At 60.3% G+C, this 19,722-nt stretch carries 18 protein-coding genes and 1 pseudogene; 8 read left to right on the top strand and 11 right to left on the bottom strand.

The genetic code is table 11. The features are described 5' to 3' along the window. Positions 1–31 precede the first annotated feature (31 nt). From J3R84_RS33575 to J3R84_RS33565, 3 genes are read left to right on the top strand one after another with little or no spacing between them, the layout of a single operon-like run. Positions 32–1,528 carry an NAD-dependent succinate-semialdehyde dehydrogenase gene (locus J3R84_RS33575; RefSeq protein ID WP_203529861.1) on the top strand — a complete coding sequence of 499 codons (1,497 nt, stop codon included), beginning with the start codon at positions 32–34 and terminating at the stop codon, positions 1,526–1,528. 49 nt (positions 1,529–1,577) lie between these two features. Then, a complete protein-coding gene (locus J3R84_RS33570; protein ID WP_203529862.1) occupies positions 1,578–2,954 on the top strand; it encodes an aspartate aminotransferase family protein in 1,377 nt (458 codons plus the stop codon). Positions 2,955–2,965: 11 nt separating this feature from the next. After that, positions 2,966–4,036 (top strand): alcohol dehydrogenase family protein, encoded by a 1,071-nt coding sequence (locus J3R84_RS33565; protein ID WP_203529863.1) that lies wholly within the window; start codon positions 2,966–2,968, stop codon positions 4,034–4,036. A gap of 179 nt (positions 4,037–4,215) precedes the next feature. On the opposite strand, the gene J3R84_RS33560 is transcribed toward J3R84_RS33565, so the two are convergent. Next, positions 4,216–4,605 carry a RidA family protein gene (locus J3R84_RS33560; RefSeq protein ID WP_057225421.1) on the bottom strand — a complete coding sequence of 130 codons (390 nt, stop codon included), beginning with the start codon at positions 4,603–4,605 and terminating at the stop codon, positions 4,216–4,218. A gap of 165 nt (positions 4,606–4,770) precedes the next feature. Between J3R84_RS33560 and J3R84_RS33555 the strand changes: the two genes are divergently transcribed. Then, positions 4,771–5,364, top strand: coding sequence for a TetR/AcrR family transcriptional regulator (locus tag J3R84_RS33555; RefSeq protein ID WP_025431374.1), 594 nt, complete (start codon positions 4,771–4,773; stop codon positions 5,362–5,364). A gap of 239 nt (positions 5,365–5,603) precedes the next feature. Here J3R84_RS33555 and J3R84_RS33550 read toward each other — a convergent pair whose 3' ends face one another. Continuing rightward, positions 5,604–7,001 carry an MATE family efflux transporter gene (locus J3R84_RS33550; protein ID WP_057217373.1) on the bottom strand — a complete coding sequence of 466 codons (1,398 nt, stop codon included), beginning with the start codon at positions 6,999–7,001 and terminating at the stop codon, positions 5,604–5,606. Positions 7,002–7,437: 436 nt separating this feature from the next. Here J3R84_RS33550 and J3R84_RS33545 point away from each other — a divergent pair, with 436 nt between their 5' ends. Next, complete coding sequence (locus J3R84_RS33545; protein ID WP_207207720.1) at positions 7,438–9,384, top strand: AfsR/SARP family transcriptional regulator; 1,947 nt, start codon at positions 7,438–7,440, stop codon at positions 9,382–9,384. A gap of 28 nt (positions 9,385–9,412) precedes the next feature. Beyond that, a complete protein-coding gene (locus J3R84_RS33540) occupies positions 9,413–9,631 on the top strand; it encodes a hypothetical protein (RefSeq protein ID WP_203529865.1) in 219 nt (72 codons plus the stop codon). A gap of 170 nt (positions 9,632–9,801) precedes the next feature. Here J3R84_RS33540 and J3R84_RS33535 read toward each other — a convergent pair whose 3' ends face one another. From J3R84_RS33535 to J3R84_RS33505, 7 genes are all read right to left on the bottom strand, one after another. Continuing rightward, complete coding sequence (locus J3R84_RS33535; RefSeq protein WP_025431370.1) at positions 9,802–10,080, bottom strand: HU family DNA-binding protein; 279 nt, start codon at positions 10,078–10,080, stop codon at positions 9,802–9,804. 55 nt (positions 10,081–10,135) lie between these two features. Further along, entirely contained in the window at positions 10,136–10,429 is a 294-nt protein-coding gene (locus tag J3R84_RS33530; protein WP_057207789.1) for a WGR domain-containing protein, read from the bottom strand. A gap of 399 nt (positions 10,430–10,828) precedes the next feature. After that, positions 10,829–11,077, bottom strand: a complete 249-nt coding sequence (locus J3R84_RS33525; RefSeq protein WP_025431368.1) for a DUF982 domain-containing protein — start codon at positions 11,075–11,077, stop codon at positions 10,829–10,831. A gap of 101 nt (positions 11,078–11,178) precedes the next feature. Further along, positions 11,179–11,583, bottom strand: coding sequence for a type II toxin-antitoxin system tRNA(fMet)-specific endonuclease VapC (gene vapC / locus J3R84_RS33520; protein ID WP_057217370.1), 405 nt, complete (start codon positions 11,581–11,583; stop codon positions 11,179–11,181). After that, positions 11,583–11,813 (bottom strand): type II toxin-antitoxin system VapB family antitoxin, encoded by a 231-nt coding sequence (vapB, locus tag J3R84_RS33515; RefSeq protein ID WP_025431366.1) that lies wholly within the window; start codon positions 11,811–11,813, stop codon positions 11,583–11,585. The genes vapC and vapB overlap by 1 nt, the downstream gene beginning before the upstream one ends. 153 nt (positions 11,814–11,966) lie before the next feature. Then, positions 11,967–13,133 carry an MFS transporter gene (locus J3R84_RS33510; protein WP_203529866.1) on the bottom strand — a complete coding sequence of 389 codons (1,167 nt, stop codon included), beginning with the start codon at positions 13,131–13,133 and terminating at the stop codon, positions 11,967–11,969. Between the two features lie 12 nt (positions 13,134–13,145). Continuing rightward, on the bottom strand, positions 13,146–13,415 hold the full coding sequence (locus J3R84_RS33505; RefSeq protein WP_371412320.1) for a DUF1127 domain-containing protein: 270 nt from the start codon (positions 13,413–13,415) through the stop codon (positions 13,146–13,148). Between the two features lie 137 nt (positions 13,416–13,552). Between J3R84_RS33505 and J3R84_RS33500 the strand changes: the two genes are divergently transcribed. Then, the gene (locus J3R84_RS33500; RefSeq protein ID WP_113569695.1) at positions 13,553–15,061 is read left to right on the top strand and encodes a winged helix-turn-helix domain-containing tetratricopeptide repeat protein; all 1,509 of its coding nucleotides are present in this window, start codon (positions 13,553–13,555) and stop codon (positions 15,059–15,061) included. A 361-nt stretch (positions 15,062–15,422) separates the two neighbouring features. Here J3R84_RS33500 and J3R84_RS33495 read toward each other — a convergent pair whose 3' ends face one another. Continuing rightward, a complete protein-coding gene (locus J3R84_RS33495) occupies positions 15,423–17,189 on the bottom strand; it encodes an ATP-binding response regulator (RefSeq protein ID WP_203529867.1) in 1,767 nt (588 codons plus the stop codon). Positions 17,190–17,380: 191 nt separating this feature from the next. Here J3R84_RS33495 and J3R84_RS33490 point away from each other — a divergent pair. Then, positions 17,381–17,764 (top strand): annotated as a pseudogene (locus J3R84_RS33490) (benzoate/H(+) symporter BenE family transporter); the annotation flags it as partial. 200 nt (positions 17,765–17,964) lie between these two features. Here the strand turns inward: J3R84_RS33490 and J3R84_RS33485 are convergent. After that, positions 17,965–19,722, bottom strand: coding sequence for a SulP family inorganic anion transporter (locus J3R84_RS33485; RefSeq protein ID WP_203529868.1), 1,758 nt, complete (start codon positions 19,720–19,722; stop codon positions 17,965–17,967).

Here is a 19,722-nt window from a genome sequence, read left to right as displayed (position 1 = left end):
TATCTCCTCAGCCCATGCCGAGGAGATGCCGATGGCCGCCGTTTTCGCCCGCACACCGTTTCACGACACGCTGAACCAGTTGGGAGATCGTCACCTGCTGCGCGAGCTTGCCTATGTCAACGGTCGCTGGACCTCTTCTCGCCAGGGCAAGAGCTTTGCGGTGACCGACCCGGCCACGGGCGGGACCCTTGCCTGGGTGGCGTCGCTCGATGGCGATGAAACGACTGCGGCGATCGACGCGGCAGACAGGGCTTTCGCCGGGTGGCGGGATATGCTTCCGCAGGAGCGCGCCGGCATACTGCGCAAATGGTGCGAACTGATGCTGGCTGCCAAGGACGATCTCGCTTTAATCATGACGCTGGAGCAGGGCAAGCCGATTGCCGAAGCACGCGGAGAGATCGACTATGCCGCGTCCTTCCTTGAGTGGTATGGCGAAGAAGGCAAACGCCTGAATGCCGAAAGCGTCACAAGTCACCTTGCCGGCGCCGAGATGATCGTGCGTCGGGAGGCGCTCGGCGCCGTCGGTATTGTCACGCCTTGGAACTTCCCGTCCGCCATGGTCACCCGAAAGGCTGCCGCAGCACTTGCGGCGGGGTGCACGGTGGTCGCCCACCCGTCCTGCGAAACGCCGCTTTCGGCGCTGGCGCTCGCCGAACTCGCCGAACGGGCCGGAATTCCAGCAGGCGTCTTTAACGTCGTCACCGGCGATGCTGCGGAGATCGTCGGGCAGATGTGCGCGGACAAACGCCTGCGCGCCATGAGCTTTACCGGATCGACCGAGATCGGCCGACTGATCGCCGGCCAATGCGCGCCGACGATGAAGCGCCTCGTCATGGAGCTTGGCGGACATGCCCCGCTCATCGTCTTTGCCGACGCGGATATCGAAAAAGCGGCCGACATCGCTATCAACGCCAAGTTCGCGACGTCCGGCCAGGACTGTCTGGCTGCCAATCGGATCTACGTCGAACGCCCGATCCTTAGGGCTTTCAATGCCGCGCTTGCGGCACGTATCGCCAAGCTGAACGTCGGGGGCGGTCTGGATGCCGGTGTCGACATCGGTCCGCTGATGCATGAGCGCGCTGTCGCTAAGGTCGAGGAACAGGTCGCCGACGCGCTGAAACGCGGAGCGACCCTTATATCCGGCGGCAGGCGGCACCACGTGGGCGCGCTATTTTACGAGCCGACGCTGCTGACCGATGTTCCCGATGACGCGCTGATCATGCGGGAAGAGACATTTGGCCCTGTGGCGGCCGTCACCTCCTTCGACAGCGAGGCGGAGGTGATCGCCCGTGCCAACGACACGGACTATGGCCTGGTCGCCTATGTCGTCACCGAGAACGGAGCACGACAGATGCGGCTCGGCCGGGCACTCGACTACGGCATGGTGGCGATCAACCGGGTGAAGATTACCGGCGGGCCCGTTCCCTTCGGCGGCTGGAAACAGTCGGGTCTCGGCCGCGAAGGATCGAGATACGGGCTCGAGGCCTTCACCGAGCTCAAATATCTCTGCATCGACACCGCGGCCTGAAGTCGCTCCATCAACCAATCGAAGACCGACAGCATAAGGACAAAAGACCATGCTCGACCGCAACAACGAACTGACCGCCTGGGACCGCGACCACTTCTTCCATCCGTCGACCCACATGGGCATGCATGCGCGCGGCGAGACCCCGACCCGGGTGATTGCCGGCGGCGAGGGCGTCTACATCACCGACGTCAACGGGCGGACCAGTCTCGATGCCTTTGCCGGGCTCTACTGCGTCAATGTCGGCTATGGCCGTCAGAAGATCGCTGACGCGATTGCCGAGCAGGCAAAGAACCTGGCCTACTATCACGCCTATGTCGGGCATGGCACCGAAGCCTCGATCACGCTGTCCAAGATGATCATCGACCGGGCACCGGAGAGCATGTCCCGCGTCTATTTCGGGCTTTCCGGTTCGGACGCCAACGAGACCAACATCAAGCTGATCTGGTACTACAACAACATTCTCGGACGGCCGGAAAAGAAGAAGATCATTTCACGCTGGCGTGGCTATCACGGATCCGGCGTGATGACTGGATCGCTGACCGGTCTTGCGCTCTTTCACAACGCCTTCGACCTCCCACGCGCACCGATCCTGCACACGGAGGCACCCTATTATTTCCGCCGGCCAGACCGTTCGATGGACGAGGAGCAGTTCTCGCAATATTGCGCCGACAAGCTTGAGGAAATGATCGTCAATGAAGGCCCGGACACCATTGCCGCCTTCATCGGTGAACCGATCCTCGGCACCGGCGGTATCGTTCCGCCGCCGAAGGGCTATTGGCAGAAGATCCAGGCGGTGCTTGCCAAATACGACATCCTGCTAATCGCCGATGAGGTCGTAACCGGCTTCGGCCGTCTCGGCACGATGTTTGGCTCGGATCACTACGGCATGAAGCCGGATCTCATCACCATCGCCAAGGGGCTGACCTCCGCCTATGCACCGCTCTCGGGAACGATCGTCTCCGACAAGGTGTGGCAGGTTCTGGTTCAGGGATCCGACGAACTCGGGGCCATCGGCCATGGCTGGACCTATTCCTCCCATCCGATCTGTGCTGCGGCCGGGGTCGCCAATCTCGAGCTGATCGACGAACTCGGCCTCATCGAAAATGCCGGTACGACCGGCGCCTATTTCCGCGAAAGACTTGCCGAAGCGGTTGGCGGCCACAGGCATGTGGGTGAGGTTCGTGGCGATGGGCTGATGGCAGCCGTCGAGTTCGTCGAAGACAAGGACGACCGTAGGTTCTTCGATGTGAGCCAGAAGATCGGCCCGCAGGTTTCTGCCGCTCTTGCCGAGCGTGGCGTCATCGGCCGCGCCATGCCGCAAGGCGATATCCTCGGTTTTGCCCCGCCGCTATGCCTGACACGGGATGAAGCCGATATCGTCGTGAAAGCCGCGACGGCGGCAATCGACCAGGTTCTCGGGCGCTGAGAGAGGCCGTTATGACCTTGATACCGACAACGATGAGCGCGGTGCAACTCGTCGGTCATGGCGGGCTCGACAAGCTCGTCTACAACGGCGCTGTCCCCGTGCCGGAGCCGGCCTCCGACGAGGTTCTGATAAGGGTGACGGCCTGCGGAATGAACAACACCGATGTCTGGGTGCGCCAGGGCGCCTATGGCACGGAGGACGACGCAGCGGCGGTTTCGACCTGGCGTCGCCAGGGCAACACCCTCACTTTCCCACGCATCCAGGGCACCGATGCCGTTGGTCGCATCGTCGCCACCGGATCGCGCGTCGATCCAGCGCGTATCGGTGAACGAGTGATGGTGGATTTTTCGATCTACAACCGCGATGACGACAGCCTTGCCGACATCGATTACATGGGCCATGGCCGCGACGGCGGCTATGCTCAATATATGGCGCTGCCAGCGGAAAATGCCCATGTCGTCGATACCGATCTGACGGATGTCGAGCTGGCGACGTTCTGTTGTGCCTACCTGACGGCGGAACGCATGTTGGAACGGGCACGGCTGGTCGCCGGCGAGACCGTGCTGGTGACTGGTGCCTCGGGCGGCGTCGGTTCCGCCATTATCCAGCTGGCGCGGGTTCGTGGCGCGGTGCCAATAGCCATTACCAGCGCGGGTAAAGAGCAGGCCCTTCTCGATATCGGCGCCAGTGCCGTGGTCACGCGCGACAAAGGCGATCTCGTGGACGCAGTCACCAAAGCATCACAGGGCAAACCGATCGATGTCGTTGCCGATCTCGTTGCCGGCCCGATGTTCAACGATCTTCTGAAGGTGCTGAAACCGGAGGGTCGCTACACCACCGCCGGCGCGATCGGCGGCGCCGTCGTTCAGCTCGATTTGCGCACGATGTATCTGAAGCAGCTTGAACTGCACGGTTCAAGCCAGGGCACCCGGGCCGATTTCAGGCGCTTGGTTCGCTATATCGAAGAAAACAGAATCCGGCCGCTGGTCGCAGGCGTCTATCCGCTGCGTGAGTTTCATCGCGCCCAGACGGACTTCATGGCCAAGTCTTTTGTCGGCAATCTGGTTGTCGTTCCGGACTGAGGGCCGAATTCCTTCATGCTTGACAAATTCGAGAACGAGCTATGCGGCCGGCGCCGTATGCGTCTCGAGCAGCAAGGCCGGCGAAACCATCGGACTTCCCAATGTCGGAGTTGAGCCAATGTTCCATTGGTACCGCGACCGACTGTTAGAAATCTGTCCCACGATCGCGCCGGCGGAGCCTAGGGGATGCGGGCGATGACCTTGATCTCGAAGTCGAAGCCGGCGAGCCAATTGACACCGACTGCGGTCCAGTTCGGGTAAGGCGGCTTGCTAAAAATCTGTTGTTTGACGGTCATGATCGTTGCGAACTGGTTCTCGGGATCCGTGTGGAACGTCGTCACATCGACAAGATCGTCGAATGTGCACCCGGCCGCATTCAGCGTCGCCTTGAGGTTTTCGAAGGCCAGTTGGACCTGGCGTTCAAAGTCGGGTTCCGGCGTTCCGTCGATACGGCTACCAACCTGGCCGGAGACGAACAATAGGTCACCGGATCGAATGGCGGCCGAATAACCGTGTTCCTCATAAAGAGCGTGCCGGTTTGCGGGAAAGATTGCTTCGCGCTCTGTCATCTTTGATCTCGCCTTGTTGTCATTTGACCGCATCCAATGAGCGGAGGCGACGCTTCAAGCGCTTTCCATGCTCACTCGTTTCATGTACGGTGCGTATGTGAAATAGCCGAAATGCGCCTCGTATGTCAAGTCCATATACGAGGCGTATATGAATTTGAGGGCAAGATGGCGAAACGGCGTGTCGAGACGATGGAGGAAAACCGCGTCAAGCTGATCGCGGCGGCGCGAAAAGCCTTTGCCGAAAAGGGATATTCCGCTGCTTCAATGGACGAATTGACAGCCGAAGTCGGGCTCACGCGAGGGGCGCTTTACCACAATTTTGGCGACAAGCGCGGCCTCTTGGCCGCGGTCGTCAACCAGATCGACTCCGACATGGCTTTGCGCGCGCAGGAGATCGGCGCCCGTGCGACAGACCCTTGGCAAGGCTTGCTGGCCGAGGGTGCCGCCTATATCGAGATGGCACTTGTCCCAGAAGTGCAACGCATTGTTCTGCTCGACGGACCTGCTGTCTTGGGCGATCCATCGCAATGGCCGAGCCAGAGCAGCTGTCTTCAGGCGACAAAGCGCACAGTTGAGCGGCTGACCGCGCAGGGGATACTCAAGCCGGTGGACGCGGAAGCCGCCGCCCGGCTTCTCAGTGGCGCTGCGCTCAATGCCGCCCTCTGGATTGCCGCCAGCGACGATCCGCAGGGCGTATTGCCGAAGGCTGTAGCCGCTTTCCACGCACTGGCCACGGGCTTTCTCATGAAGCCCGCGTAGGGTCCCGGGCCAATTCAATGGCGCGAAATTACAGCGCCGCGCGTCCTATTAGACGCGCAAAGGTCGCTGTAGCCCTATGAATTGCTGCACGTTTTTATCCTTAAATCGAATAGGATTTAAGGAAACATGCAGTATTGATTTTGGCGCCACGAAACTTCGCGTGGCACCGCACCACATCGCTCCCTTGCGTCATCACCAACCGGCAACGCTGCCGGCCTCATGTGGTCCCGCTTGGTTTGTCATACAGTTATCCTTTGGACCCTGAGCCCAAAGCCGCCTGCAGGTGCGGGGGTCTTCAGGATTGGGATAAGGATCGCTGTCGCGAGGGTGGCCACAAGGCAGTCTGTGACCGGAAAGGCAAACCAGATCGCCGTGCTGTCGCCGAAGACCCCAAAGCAGACAATCAGCAGCGGGCTAAGCGCAAACGGCTTGACGAGCGTCAGCACCGCCGCTCTCCCAGGCTGGCCCGCGGCCTGGAAATAAAGCGCGAACACCAGAATGGGCCCGGTAAAGAGATAAAGAGAAACCATCGGCCGCAGGATTGCGCCGACTTCTGCGACGACAGACGCATCCTGCGCAAAGCCCGCGCCGATCCTGCTGCTTGCGCTCAGCAAGATGAGTTCGACCGCGACGCAATAGAAAAACGCAACGCTTACTGCGAGGCGCAACATTCTGTCCGAACGCTGATAAAAACCGGCTCCGACATTGTTGCCGACGATGCTTTGCGTGGAGAGCGCGATCGCCATGAGTGGCAGGAAGGTAAAGCTGAAAATGCGCATGACGATGCCATAAGCAGCAGCAGTGTCGGCGTAGCTGGCGCCGGCGGTCAGCCGCAATGTCGCGATCACCGCGGCCGCAACCAGTGCGATGCCGATGAAGCTCAGGCTCAGCGGCATGCCGAGGAGCACAATGGGCCGCCAGCCACCGGCCCAACTATGCGCCCCAAGCGAAGCGAGCGGTATCATCCAAACGCCGTGTAGCCGCATCCCGACCAGGAGTGCCAAGCCAAGGGCCTGGGCCAGCGCCGTGCCCAACGCCGATCCGGCAATGCCAAGATCGAGCTCGACGATCAACACGTAGTTGAACGCGATATTGGCGAAGGTTACCCCGACCGACATCAATGCCATCAGGCCCACGCGGCCTTCGTTGCGGCAAGCATCCGCGTGCAGCCCCAGCAGAAACTGCACAGGCGTCGCGCAGATCATGATCAGGAGGTAGCGATACGACATTTCGGCGATGTTGCCTTCGGTGCCTGCTATGTGGCCGGTGGCGGTGCGCCCGCCCACAAGGAAGGCAAAGATCAGCACCAGCGCCATCGCGAGCGCGAGACCGTGGGCCCGTGCAAATACTGCCGCCGCCATGTCTCGCGCACCTGCGCCTAGATGCCGGGCAAGCAGGCTGGACATGCCGCCGCTGACAAGCGTCGACAATGCGATGGTGACCATCGCCGCTGGAAAGACGATGCTGACCGCAGCCAGGGCATCGGCACCAATGAAATGCCCGAGGATGGCGGCATCAACCACGGTCAATAGTCCGCTCATCATCATGACAAGCATCATCGGCAAAGCATTGGTAATAAAGAGCCGCCCGATCGGAGCGGTCAGGAACGGATTTTGCTGTGCGTGTCCGGACGACATCGCTCACTCCTCAAATGAGGCATTTCGCATTTGACAGGGAGCCTGCTTTGCCTACCGACGAAATGCTTCGAGGGTGAGAAGATGAGTATCGTCGGGCTTCACCGTGACTTGCGTCCGCAGGCGGCAGGTGCCCGATACCTTAGCCGAGCTTTATCCGCCTGCCGGTCCCGATGTCAAATTCTTAGATCTATCAAGGCGGCCGGTCCGGCGCTTCTCAGCCACGCTGCTTTGAACTTGTTCGCTGTGTTGACGCATCAGACCCGCTCCCCATTGCGCTGATTGTGACGTGGTGCTGCACTATTGATTGGGACAAATGTGCGAAGCTTTGAGACTTTGAGAGTTCGCCGTTGCACTCTGATACTGTAAGTTGACTTCGGCATGATTTTCCGCCTACTTCAACTTAGGATCGTGTGGAAATCTGATAGAGGTCGAGCGATTGGATTCAGGCGGCGAACCACAGTCGACGATCTTCCGCCTGCGGACATTTGGCGGTCTGGAGTTGCTCGATGAGCATGGGCACGCCATCCCGTTCCCCGCAAAGGCGCTTGTGATCCTCGCCTACCTTTTTTCCACAGGCCGTCGGACCGCCACGAGAATGGAGGTTGCGGAGCTGCTTTGGGGCAGGGGAACGCCATCGGTCGCTTTCACCAATCTTCGCAGGTTGATCTCGCGGATCAGAGGTCGTCAATCCGAGCTCAATGTGCATTTTCTTGTTTTTTCGAACCATGGGATCGAGCTCAAGTCATCCTCGATCACCTGCGATGTTTCGTTGTTTGGGATGGCCGAGCCTGAAGGCTCGTTCGATGAACTCAAGGTGCTTGTTGATCGGCTTCGATCGGCTTTTCTGGATAAAATCGACCTTCAAAATTCTTTGTTTGACCACTGGCTAGCGCAGCAGCGAGAGCGTCAGCTGATAGCTCTCGATCATGCCATGCGGCTGATGGCATCTCTGGCCAACACAGCTGACCAGCGTGCCGTCGTCCAACAGGCCGCGCTTCTCGTCTTTCTCACGGGCTCAAACGACCAGATCGCACCCAAATTTCTGCTGCAGGCCTACGAAGTGCAGGGAGAGGTTGAGCTTCTCAAGCGCACGTTTGAACGGCGAAACGAGATGCTCGCATCCTGGATGAAGGAGAAACAATCGTTCCCGCCAGCCAAGATCGCGGCGCGGGCGGCAAATGTCGAGATCATCAATCCCGCTGAACTGACGGAACATTCAAGGCCTAGCCTGCCGCGCCTGGCGTTGCTCCCGCCCAGCAACTACAGCCGCGAACCCGCCGCAGCGATGATTGTGGCCTCGCTTCTGGAGGACATCACCATTGGCTTCTGTGTGCTGAATAGCGTTCAGGTGCTGGCACCTTACTCCGCCCTGCAGATAAGCCGCAAAACTGAAGACCAGCTCGCGATGCTTGAGCATCATGGCCTGACCTATGTGCTCGAGACACGGTTGAGCGGTGTGGACGAGGCGCTTTCCTTGTTCACACAGCTCGTGTTTCTTCCCACGAGCGAGATTGTCTGGGCGGAGCGCCTCAGCCTTGATGGCGCGCGTTTCGCGCAAAACAGGCGTGACATATCCGGGCGCCTGGCACTTTCGGTCGCGAGCGAAATCGAGCGCCACAGGATCACGCGCTCCAATTTCGATCGGAACCCGGCCGCGTATCACCGCTATCTGCTTGGACGGCGGTTTTTCGACCGCTTGACGCTGCCAAACCTGCGTCGTGCCCGAAAGGAGATGAAAGCGGTTTTGCAGGAAAGCGCCAACTTCGCGCCGGCGCTCAGCTCGCTTGCACGAACCTATTCGGAGGAGTGGCTTCTGACGGCGCGAGGCGAGGCGGTTTTGCTGAAGTCGGCTGAGGCCTATGCCTTGCAGGCCATTGAGACAAGCAGCGACATGGCGGATGGCTACCGCGAGCTTGGGGTGGCAAAGCTGCTGCAGGGTGCTCTCGACGAAAGTGTCGAGACTTTGCAACTGGCCGAGACGCTAAGCCCACATTACGCGGATATCATTGCCGACCACGCCGACGCCTTGGCCCACTGTTCGCGTCTGGATACCGCGTGTCGGACCATCGAGCGCGCCATCGAACTCAATCCCATAAGCCCAGATTCCTACCTGTGGACGGCGGCGGGCGCCTGCTACGGTCTCGGCCGTTTCGAGGCGGCGATTGGCTACATCGATAGAATGGCAGATGGCAGCCTCGCCGACCGGTTGGCGGCCGCGAGCTGGGCCATGCTCGGCCACCGCGACAAAGCACATGTATTCGTTACCAGAGTCCGAGAAACCCATCCCGACTTTGATGTCGAAAACTGGTTGTCGATCGTGCCGATTAAGGAAAAATGGCACAAAGACATCTATCGTGAAGGTCTCAAGAAGGCAGGCTTCTAGAAATTCAACCGAGCGGGGGGGAATGTGCATGGCAAAACTTGCGATCTTAGGTTTCGCCGGCGAAGAGGGACTTTATATTATTGACCTGGAGGCAGGGACCGTCGAGCCGATGACGGTGCCGGTCAAAGGCGCCCTTCAGACCGTCGTTGATCTCCAAAGGGCTGGAGGCACGGTGATCAAGGGCGTCAGCGTCGCGGTTTCCGTGACGTCGGCCGAGGACATCTCGAACGGCCGGTTCGACGGGTAAGGCGGTCCGGCCGGACGTCTTCACTGCGTTTGACGATGGTGCGCAGCGGCGGTGGCGCTTAAACGCGTGCGGCTGAGAACCCCCATGGCATCGGGTTCTGCTTTTGCCTGGACGCAGAGCCCAAGCGAGTTCAGTGGCCCCGCCAGCAGGCGGGGCCAAAAGCTGCGACGTTACTTGTTGAGTGCGTCCTTCAGAGCCTTTGCCGGTACGAAGGACACCTTCCTTGCTGCCGCGACCTTGATCGTCGCTCCGGTTGCCGGATTGCGGGCTTCACGCTCAGGCGTGGCCTTGACCTTGAACTTGCCGAAGCCGGGCAGGGAGGTTTCGTTGCCGGAGACCGAAGCGGCGGAGATGGCTGCAAGCACGGATTCAACGACGGCTTTGCTTTGAGCCTTCGTCAGGCCATGCTCGCCGGCGATCTTTTCTGCGATTTCAGTTGTGGTGGTCAAAGGTTGTTCCTCCTCGTTTTTGACGAAAGGATACTTTGCCCGAATGGCGCCAATGTCATCGGTCTTGCGCAACAACTCCCGCCTCCTCAGGTGATTTTCCACAGATTGCCTTGGCAACATAGCCTTTCGCCCTCTTTCTGCGGGCGATTTGGAGAAGGATCGCAATGGCATCGGCCTCGGATGCGAAGTGATGGCTCATCTCCTGGCCGAGCGTACCGATGCGTCCCCAGGCGCGGATAAGGGAGATTTCGCCAAAGAGCGTCGGCTGGATCGAAAGCGCATAGTAGCGCGCCATGTTTCGGCTGGGATCTATCCGTTGAAAGTAGAGGTTGGAGCACTGCTGGGTCATGAACGCAGCATCGCGCGTCGGAGAATCCGCGTCCAATGAGAGTTTTGAATCGGTTGGGGCGAACCGATTCACGTCGTTGATGTGAAAGTTGGCGTCGCCCAGTCAAACCTCAACAGTTCCGCAAAATGTCGTCCTGAAAAGCGTGGAGGCCGCGCCTGCGGCAGCAGGGCGCGGCCTCTTTGATAGTTGCTACACTAACCGCCCGGAACGCCGGAGCTTGTGCACCCTAGATGGATTTCATGCCACTGGAAAAACGGCGGTGGAGCAGGCGAAGCAACCCTCAAGTGATGCACTGGTTATCCACGAATGCCGGCAGGCTTAGGAGCTTGTAATTTCGTGCGAAATTCACGGGCTGTGGAGAACCGCCCCGATCGTGAAATCAGGTTGCTGGCCGGCAACTCACGAGGATATCTCGTCCTCCGCAATCGGGAATGAACATTCGATGGCCGCGCCAATGAAGGCCTTGCGCGACAGCCCAAGGCTCTCCCCGCGCTCCAGCGCGGCGTGGCAGCGATTTCTGGCCCGTTCGTAGAACCATCCGCCTTGCGGCCATTCACTTAGATACTGCAGCGCATCCTCTGGCCCGTTGATACACCGCTCACCTTCTGGACCGACCCTGACGGGGTGATCCCAATTGATACCTTGCATCTGCGTTGCCTCCGTTTCGCCGCAGAACGCTTATCCTGCAAGTTTGTTCCTTCCTCCGGCCAGGCTTTCGCGCCCCTGGCAATCGGGCATGCCTTCCATTGTCAGGTGGTCGCCCAGTCCTCAAGACGCAAGCCAGGCACTCTTTCGAATTCCCGTCCATTGTTGGTGACCAGGATCAGTCCCTGTGAGCGGGCATGGCCAGCAATCAATTGATCGTAAGGTCCGATTGGCTTGCCGGCCCTGGCCAGCTCGGCCCGGAGTTGGCCAGTGTGTGCTGCCGCCAAGCGATCAAAGTGCAGTACGTCGAGCCTTGCCGCAAATCCTTCAACGACGTTGAGATTTCGCTCCGGCATTGCCGATTTTTCAGCGCCGAAAATCAGTTCCATAAGAGTGATCGAACTGATGCAGAGCTGCCCCTGGTGGCGGTTGAAAGCCTCGCGAACAGGCTCTGGACGATTCTTGATCGTGAAGATGCAGATGTTGGTATCGAGCATGTATTTGAGCATCAGAACGTCTCGCGCTCTTGCTGCTCGGGCTGATCACGATCCGCCATGAAGTCGGCGCTCGCCCGTTCGCCGTTGAACCAACTGTCCCAAGCTTCCCCGGCCGGGGTTATTATTCGAGTCCTTCCGACCGCCACGACATCGACTCTCTTGACATCGTCGGGTAGCGCCACGGCCTTCGGTAGACGGATCGCCTGGCTGCGATTGCTTTGAAATACGGAGCCCTGGTCCATCGATCACCTCTTGGGATATGGCTTAAGTATATCCCCATATAGGTCGTTGGCCGTGGATATGTCAATGGGATATACCAGGCGGCGATCATGCTGACTCCCTATTGGTGGAACCCGGCTTCTCATCGTCGGCGCGGCATGAGGCAAGTGCCCGGATCAACCCCGTCGTCTCTCCGCCATCAGGAGCAGGGCCAGGACACAGCACAGCAGGCCAAGGGACAATGGCAATCCCTGATGTCCGATCAGTTGCATCGCCAGTCCTGTGACGGGCGAGCCCACGATGCCGCCTGTACCCCATAGGATCGCGAAGGCAGCGTTGCCGGCGATCAAGGCTTGACCGGCGAAACGCTCGCCGAGTTGGATCAGCGACATGGTGTAGATCCCGAACGAGACCCCGCCGCAGACGAAAACGAGCGGCCAGATGAGCCACGAGTTGAAGAACCACGGCAGCAGCAGGCAGCCAGCCAGCGAAGCCAGAGCACAGACCAGCATCGTCCGTCTCGAGCCAAACTGCTCTGCGACGCGCCCGAGCAAAATCTGCGACACGGCATTGCCTACGATGAAGCAGGTGATGAGCGAAGCAATGCGCTCTTCCGCGCTGCAGAGCGCTGCTCCGTAGACAGCAAACAAGGAAAGCAGGGTCTGCTCGAAAGCAGCGGCAGTGAAAACCGCGAACAATAGGAGCGGTGCCAGTGCGAAGAAGCCGCCGACCGATGTTGCCTCACCCTCATGCGGCATGTCGGGCAGGCGCGGCACGACCGCTAGCACGATTAGGCCGCAGAGAAGGAAGGCGACGATGCCGATCATGAAGGGCGGCCAGCCCTGCGTGCCAACCAGCCCGAGCGACAGGGGGCCGATGGCGAAGCCAGCCGACACGATCGATGAATAGAGGCCCATGATGCGGCCCCGGCGTGGCGCGGGCGTGATCGCGAGCAGCCAGGTTTCGCTGATCACGTAAAGCGGATTGGCGAAAAAGCCGAGCAGGAAGCGCAGTGGCATCCAGGCCCATACTTCCTGTGTCCAGCCAATCGCGATCAGGGTGAGCGCGGCCAGCATCGAACACAGGATCGCAAGCCGTGGCGCGCCCACCCGCCGGGTCAACGCGGGAATGAAAGGCGCGGATACAATGAAACCGAGCGGCGTCATCGCCGCCGACAGGCCGATCACGCCTGATGTCATTCCCTGCCGCTCCAGAATGAAGCTGAGCAGCGGATAGGTTAGCCCCTGTGCCACGGCGAACACCGTGACGGTCGCGATGATGCCTGCCATCGCGGCCCATGGGATCCGATCCTCGCGCGATATTGTCGTGCTTTCGGCAGTCATGAAGCATTCGCCTTATAAGGGGTTTGATACTTGCCAGAAGGACTTGGCGATCTCTGCCTCGAACTGCTGTCTCGTCAGACCGATGTCATCGATCAAATGAGGATCTTCCTTCAACTTTTGCTCAAGTTCCCAGCGAAAGCGTATCCGCTCACCCCAGGTAGCGATGATGCTTCGCAAGGTCGCCAGGCTGTAGTGTCGGCGCGACACCTCCGCCGGTTCCACGGGCATTGCCGGCCACGCTGCCTGAAGCAGGGTCGACGCAGAGGTGGGAATATCGTTCATGGCAACCTCCATATGGTTTGAGCGGCCAGCGGCCCTCGACCTGAAAGAGGATGGAGTCTGCCGGATACAAACGGCGTCGTAATTAAGGCCTCCCAAATAGTTCTCAAAAACTTCCAAACGGACTATAGATGCGCCGTATGCAGGGATCGCGCTTTGCTTTTGGTCCATTCGTGCTTGATCCGGATGCTGGAACGCTCCTTCGGAACGGTGATCCCGTTGCCGTTGGCCACCGCGGGCTAAAGCTGCTTGCAGCACTCGTCGGACGACCCGGCGAAATTCTTGGAAAAACCGAGTTGATGGATGCGGCGTGGCCGGGCACGGCTGTCGAGGAAGGCAATCTCACCGTCCAGATCGCGCAGCTGCGCAAGCTGCTTGGTCCCGCCGCCGACGGCGGTGAATGGATCTCGACGGTTCCGCGCGTCGGCTACCGCTTCACCAGGGCCATCGAGCAGCTGAGCGGCGCGATGCGAAAACCTTTGCCGCTGCCCGGCAAACCATCGATAGCCGTGCTGCCCTTCGTGAATATCAGCAACGACCCCGAACAGGAATCCTTCGCGGATGGGTTGACCGAAGATCTGATCACTGACCTGTCCAGGATCTCCGGCCTTTTTGTCATCGCACGCAATTCGGCCTTTGCCTACAAGGGGAGGGCGATGGACGTGCGCGGGATCGCTGAGGATCTTGGCGTGCGTTACCTGCTGGAGGGCAGCGCTCGTCGCGCCGGCGAGCATGTGCGCATCAACGCCCAGCTGGTCGATGCGGTGAGTGGCGAACACCTATGGGCGGAACGCTTCGATCGCAGCCTGGAAGATATCTTTGCCGTTCAGGACGAGGTCACCGGCAAGATCGTGGAAGCCTTGCTCGGCCGGCTGCGCGCACCGCCGTCGCGCAACCGACCCAACAATATCGAGGCTTACGATCTCTGCGTGCGGGCGCGTAAGCTGATGGATGACACGCCGCAGTCGGCGCAGGAAGCGCATCTGATGCTCACGCGCGCAGTTTCGCTCGATCCTGATTATGCCGAGGCCTATCGCTGGCTTGCCATGAACCACTGGATGGGGTGGGTGCATTCGGGCGGACCCACCGAAGCTAGCCGTGGCATAGCGTTGGAAATGGCGCGCAAAGCCGTCGCGCTCGATCCCAACGATGCTGGCTGCCGCTGGGTGTTGGCTTACCTGCTTGCCTATGAGCGCAGCTTCGCCGAAGCCGATCGGGAATTTGCCACGGCGATCGAACTCGACCCGAACGAGGCCGACAGTTGGGCGGCACTCTCCGATGTCGCGGTCCTGGCCGGACGGGTGGAGGAGGGGCTTGAGCACATTCGCAAGGCGTTCCGGCTGAACCCGTTTCCGGCGAGTTGGTACTATCTGACGCTCGGCCAGGCCCAATACGCGGCTGGCGAGTACGAAGCCGCTGTCGAGACGCTGCGCAGGGACGAGACGTACCGTACAAGCTCGCGCCGTTTCCTGGCGGCAAGCCTTGCTCAGCTGGGCCGGCTCGACGAGGCACGCACAGAGGTCGAACTCTTCCTGGTTGGCAATCCGAGTTTCACAATCCACCACTGGGCGACGACCGAGCCATTCCGCGACGCTGCGACGCTTGCGCATTTCGTCGATGGCTACCGCAAGGCGGGGCTCCCGGAGTGACACGCGGGCGTGATCTCCCAAACCCGCCATTTACCCTTAGCGTGGAAAAAGCGGCGAGAGCCTTGCCGGTCTTTTTGCCGCTTGCTTTGGCCGTCAGACAGCCTCCATCCGCACGGTCGAAAACATCGGCGCGGTGCGGTTCTTGGCGATTACGCGCGGTCGCTGGTCAGACCGGGTGTGTGAGGGTGCCGGGTGCCGCGAGGCTGGCCCGACCCCTCGATCAAGCGGGAAGACTTGCCGGCGCTAGTATTCCCGGTCCCCCGCCGTCGCTATTTTGAACCCGCTGTGGCGAGCCGGCCCAGCCGCGCCAACGAGACTCTGGCAACATTGCTGCCGACGCCTGGTGCGCTCAATACCCTGGTTATCCGCGGGGTTCCGGCTCGAAGTCCTCCAAGGCGGCATGGATCGCTTCGCGCAGTTCCTCTCCGGTAATGGGCTTGTGCAGAATACGAGCACGACTGGCGCTAACTTCCTTGAGGCGCGATGGCGAGGTATCACCGGTAACGATGATGGCCGGAACGCGGCGGCCGATGTGGTCGCAAAGGGCCTGGATCGCGTCCAGACCTGTGGCGCCATGCTGCAGGCGGTAATCGGCAACGATAAGATCGACCGGCGCGCTGCCTGCCACCAGGGCTTCGGAATGGACTCTCAGCACCTCCTCAGCAGACCGGCCGGCATAGATCCGATGCCCCTCCAGGGTCAGAAGCCGAACCATGGCGTCGGCCACCTCCTTCTCGTCCTCCACCAGTATGATACCGGCCGTGATGCCGGCCGCGGGAGATGGCCGGCCGGATTGCAGGGGAGATCCTACCGAGCGAGCCCTCGGAACTGTAATCGAGAACATCGAGCCGCGCCCGGGCACGGAAACCAATCTTAAGGGATGTTGCAGCAGCTCGGCCGTGCGCCGAACGATGGCAAGACCCAAGCCCAGACCCTGTGTGCGGTCCCTTGCCGGATTCTGCAACTGCATGAATTCCTCGAAGACCATCGTTTGCTGATCGGCAGGAATGCCGGAGCCCGTATCCAGGACCTGGATTTCGACCGAATTGCCGCGCCTGCGGCAGCCAAGGAGGACGCCGCCCGCTTTGGTATAGCGGAACGCGTTCGACAACAGGTTGTTGAGGATCCGTCGGAGCATCATCGGGTCGCTGTCGATCAGCAAGTCGCTGTTGACGATCCGCCAGTCAAGGCCGCGCTGGTTTGCTTCTGCGGCGAACTCGTCGCGAAGATCGCGAAAGAGGTCGCGCAACGACACTGTCTCGTTTGCGATCGTCACGATGCCGGCGTCAAGTCGGGAGATATCGAGCAGCGCATTCAGCAGTCCGCCGAGATTGCTGACGGCGGATTTCGCCCTCGTTGCCAGATCGCGAGCATCGCCTGAGGCGACGTTTCCGCGCTGCCCCAATACTGCCAGTGTGGAAACAAGCAGGCTCAACGCATGGATCGGCTGGCGCAGGTCGTGGCTGGCGGCTGCCAGAAATCGAGTCTTGGCGCGGTCTGCTGCCTGTGCCCGATCACGTTCCTCTTGCAGGTGACCGACGAGGCTTTCGTTTTCCAGTCGCAGGCTGACGGTTTCACGCAACATCCGGTAGGTGATGCGACAGTAGTAGAAGTTGATTGCCACAAGGGAGGCGAGCAGGAACAGGAAAGCGCCGGAAATATCGCTGTCCGTCAGAATGCAGCGGACGGCGATCGGCAGGACCGTCACAAGAATTGAGCCGATGAGCGCGGGCGGAAAGGCTGAAAGAGACGGCACCGTGCCGCAGACGAGGCCGGTCAGAACGATAACCGTGAACGAAAGGACGATGGGCGCATCCGGAAGGAAGCCGACCCAGCCGAGCGTGCCCCACAGCAGACCGGACGCCCAGGTAAATGCTGCAGCGAGCCAGGCCCATCGCATGATGGACCGGGAATCCCTTGGGCGGCTGAAAAAACGGCGGGAGGCGAGCACACGCAAGATAATGAGCAGATAGAGAGCGCCAACCCATCCGGCGAGCCAACTCCCCGATACGGCATTGCGAAGGACGTACACGGCAGCGCCAGAAATGACGATGTTGGAGATCACCACGCCATAGGAGTTGCGATACAGAAGCTCGATGAGGGCCTGGCGGATCTTGTCTTTGTGCATTCGTCCTCTCCAGATGCCGGAGGGACATCATCCAGCGGCCCGTCCTAGGACGATTGATTTATCGGAAAACTGTTTCCCATACGTTGGCGGCCAACGAATTTGCGCCGAAGCTTTCATTGAGGGTGGCCAGATGAACCACCCGCTCACGTCCCAAGAGGCGGGACTGTCGCATCTCTAACTGGCCTATATGTCGCTTCTCCGCCCGTTATGCGGTGGTCGGCATTCTGGGTGCTCGGGCTTGCCTGCCTGCTCACGCAAGGTCGCGTCGATCTATCCGGCCTGAAGCTGGAATTCGCCGCTCCCGTCTTCACCTTGCCGGAGTTCTCGCTGAATGCGCTGATCTCGGTCGCGCTGCCGCTGTTCCTGATTACGCTGACCGGCCAACATATGCCTGGAATGCTGGTCTCGCGGAACGATGGGTTCAAGACGAGCGCCAATCCCATTGTGGCCGTGACGGGCTTCGGCTCGCTCATCTTGGCTCCGTTCGGCTCCAATGCCTTCAATATCGCGGCGATCGCCCTCGGCAAGGAAGCTCATGAAGACCGTCGAAGCGCTGGATCGCGGGCATTGCGGCTATCTCGATTCCCGCGCCAACGAAGACGTTGTTGCGGCCTTCGTCCAACGGGCAAGGCAGATCAATCCGGTGCATTTGCAGTGAACTTGAACCGCTGGCCAAGCCAGCCGGTGGGCGGCGCGCATGCCGGCATGATAGCCGACGAGGCTGAAACTCGTCTCACCGGCAATGAACGTGTCGAGCCCGACAATCGTACAGTTGTTATGTTCCGCCGGGTTTATCTTCCTTCTCGATTTGCCTTAGCGCCCCTTCAATCGTGGCTTTGTACCGCACGCGAGGGGGACGCACATTGTGCGCAAACAGCATGCGGCGAGCCTGCGGAGAGGCGCCCGTGATGAAGAAGCGCACTCTGGCACGCCCAGCTTTGTGCACCGCGCCTTCAATGACACTGGCAGCAGTAGAATCGAGAAAGGAAACTGCCGAGCAATCGAGGATGAAGTTTCGCCGCTGGTCGGCGATGCGGTCGAGGATTGCGCCGACCGTCGTGGCAGCGGCGAAGAAGAATGCGCCGGAAATGCGGTAAATAACCGTGTCCGGATCGCTGGCGACTTCCGCGTGATAAGCCTCGCGCCCGCCATTTGCCTCGTCGGCGGTGTCGTCTAGCAGTGGAAGAGTGTGAGCTTCGACGGCGATCGTCTTCGACATACGGTCGATGAAGAGTACTGCTCCGAGCGCGAAACCCACGACGATGCCCTCTGTCAGGTCGCGGAAGACCACAAGCAGGAAAGTGACGAGCAGCACCAGTGCATCACCCCGCGAGGAGCGGATCAGCGCGACCACTGATTGCGTCTCGATCATGTTCCAGGCGACGACGGTGAGCAAACCGGCAAGTGCAGAGAGCGGGACGTAGCTCGCGAGCGGCGCGGCAATTAGCATAAAGCCGAGGAGGAACGAGGCATGTAGCATCCCAGAGATGGGGCCATGTGCGCCGGCTCGGACATTGGTCGCTGTGCGCGCGATTGTGCCGGTCGCACAGATGCCGCCAAACAGCGCTGAGGCTATATTGGCCAAACCCTGCGCTACAAGTTCGCAATTGGAACGGTGACGTCGTCCTGTCATGCCATCGGCAACGACGGCCGAAAGCAGCGACTCGATTGAACCGAGCAAGGCGAAGGCAACAGCATTCGGCAAAACGGCAAGTAAAAGTTCGTTGCTCATCGCGGGAATTGACGGCAGCGGTAGGCCGCGCGGAATGCCACCGAAGCGAGTTCCAATAGTGTCCACGGGCAAGGAGAAGACTGCCGCGACGAGCGAAGCGGCGGCGACGGCGAGCAGCATGCCTGGCCAGCCCGGCCGTAAACGTTTCAGGGCGAGGATGGTGCTGATCGTCAGTATTGCCACGGCAAGCGTTGAAAAATTGAACGTGGGCGCTGCGGCGGTCAGTGCGGCCAGCTTCGCCAAAAGTTCACCGGGTTCCGCGCCCGACAATCTCAGCCCGAACAGTTCTTTGATCTGGCTGGCGAAGATGATGACGGCGATACCGGCGGTAAACCCGATGGTCACCGGATAGGGGATAAATTTGATATAGGTGCCGAGCCGCATATAGCCGGCGGTCAGCATGAAGACACCCGACAGCGTCGTCGCCAGAAGCAGGCCATCCAGCCCGTGGCTGTGCACAGTCGCCGCTACGAGCACGATGAAGGCGCCTGCTGGTCCACCGATTTGGAAACGGCTGCCGCCGAGAGCGGATATCAGGAAGCCGCCGACAATCGCGGTGAAGAGGCCGCGTTCGGGGGAGACGCCCGAAGCAATGGCAATCGCCATGGAAAGCGGCAAGGCCACGATCGCCACCGTAAGCCCGGCGACCGCGTCGCTGCGAAATTGCGACCAGCCATACCCCTCGCGAAGCACGGTGACGAGTTTGGGTGTGAACAAATTCCAGAACGTTGGGGTAGAAAACTGTGCTGAGTCCGGCCTGCGGGCCGTTAATACCGTCTGCGTATGCCGCGATATCCCCAT

Source organism: Ensifer canadensis, from assembly GCF_017488845.2.
Taxonomy (GTDB): domain Bacteria; phylum Pseudomonadota; class Alphaproteobacteria; order Rhizobiales; family Rhizobiaceae; genus Ensifer; species Ensifer canadensis.
Note: the sequence above shows the minus strand (reverse complement) of the source record. Positions and strands in the feature narration are given on the sequence as shown.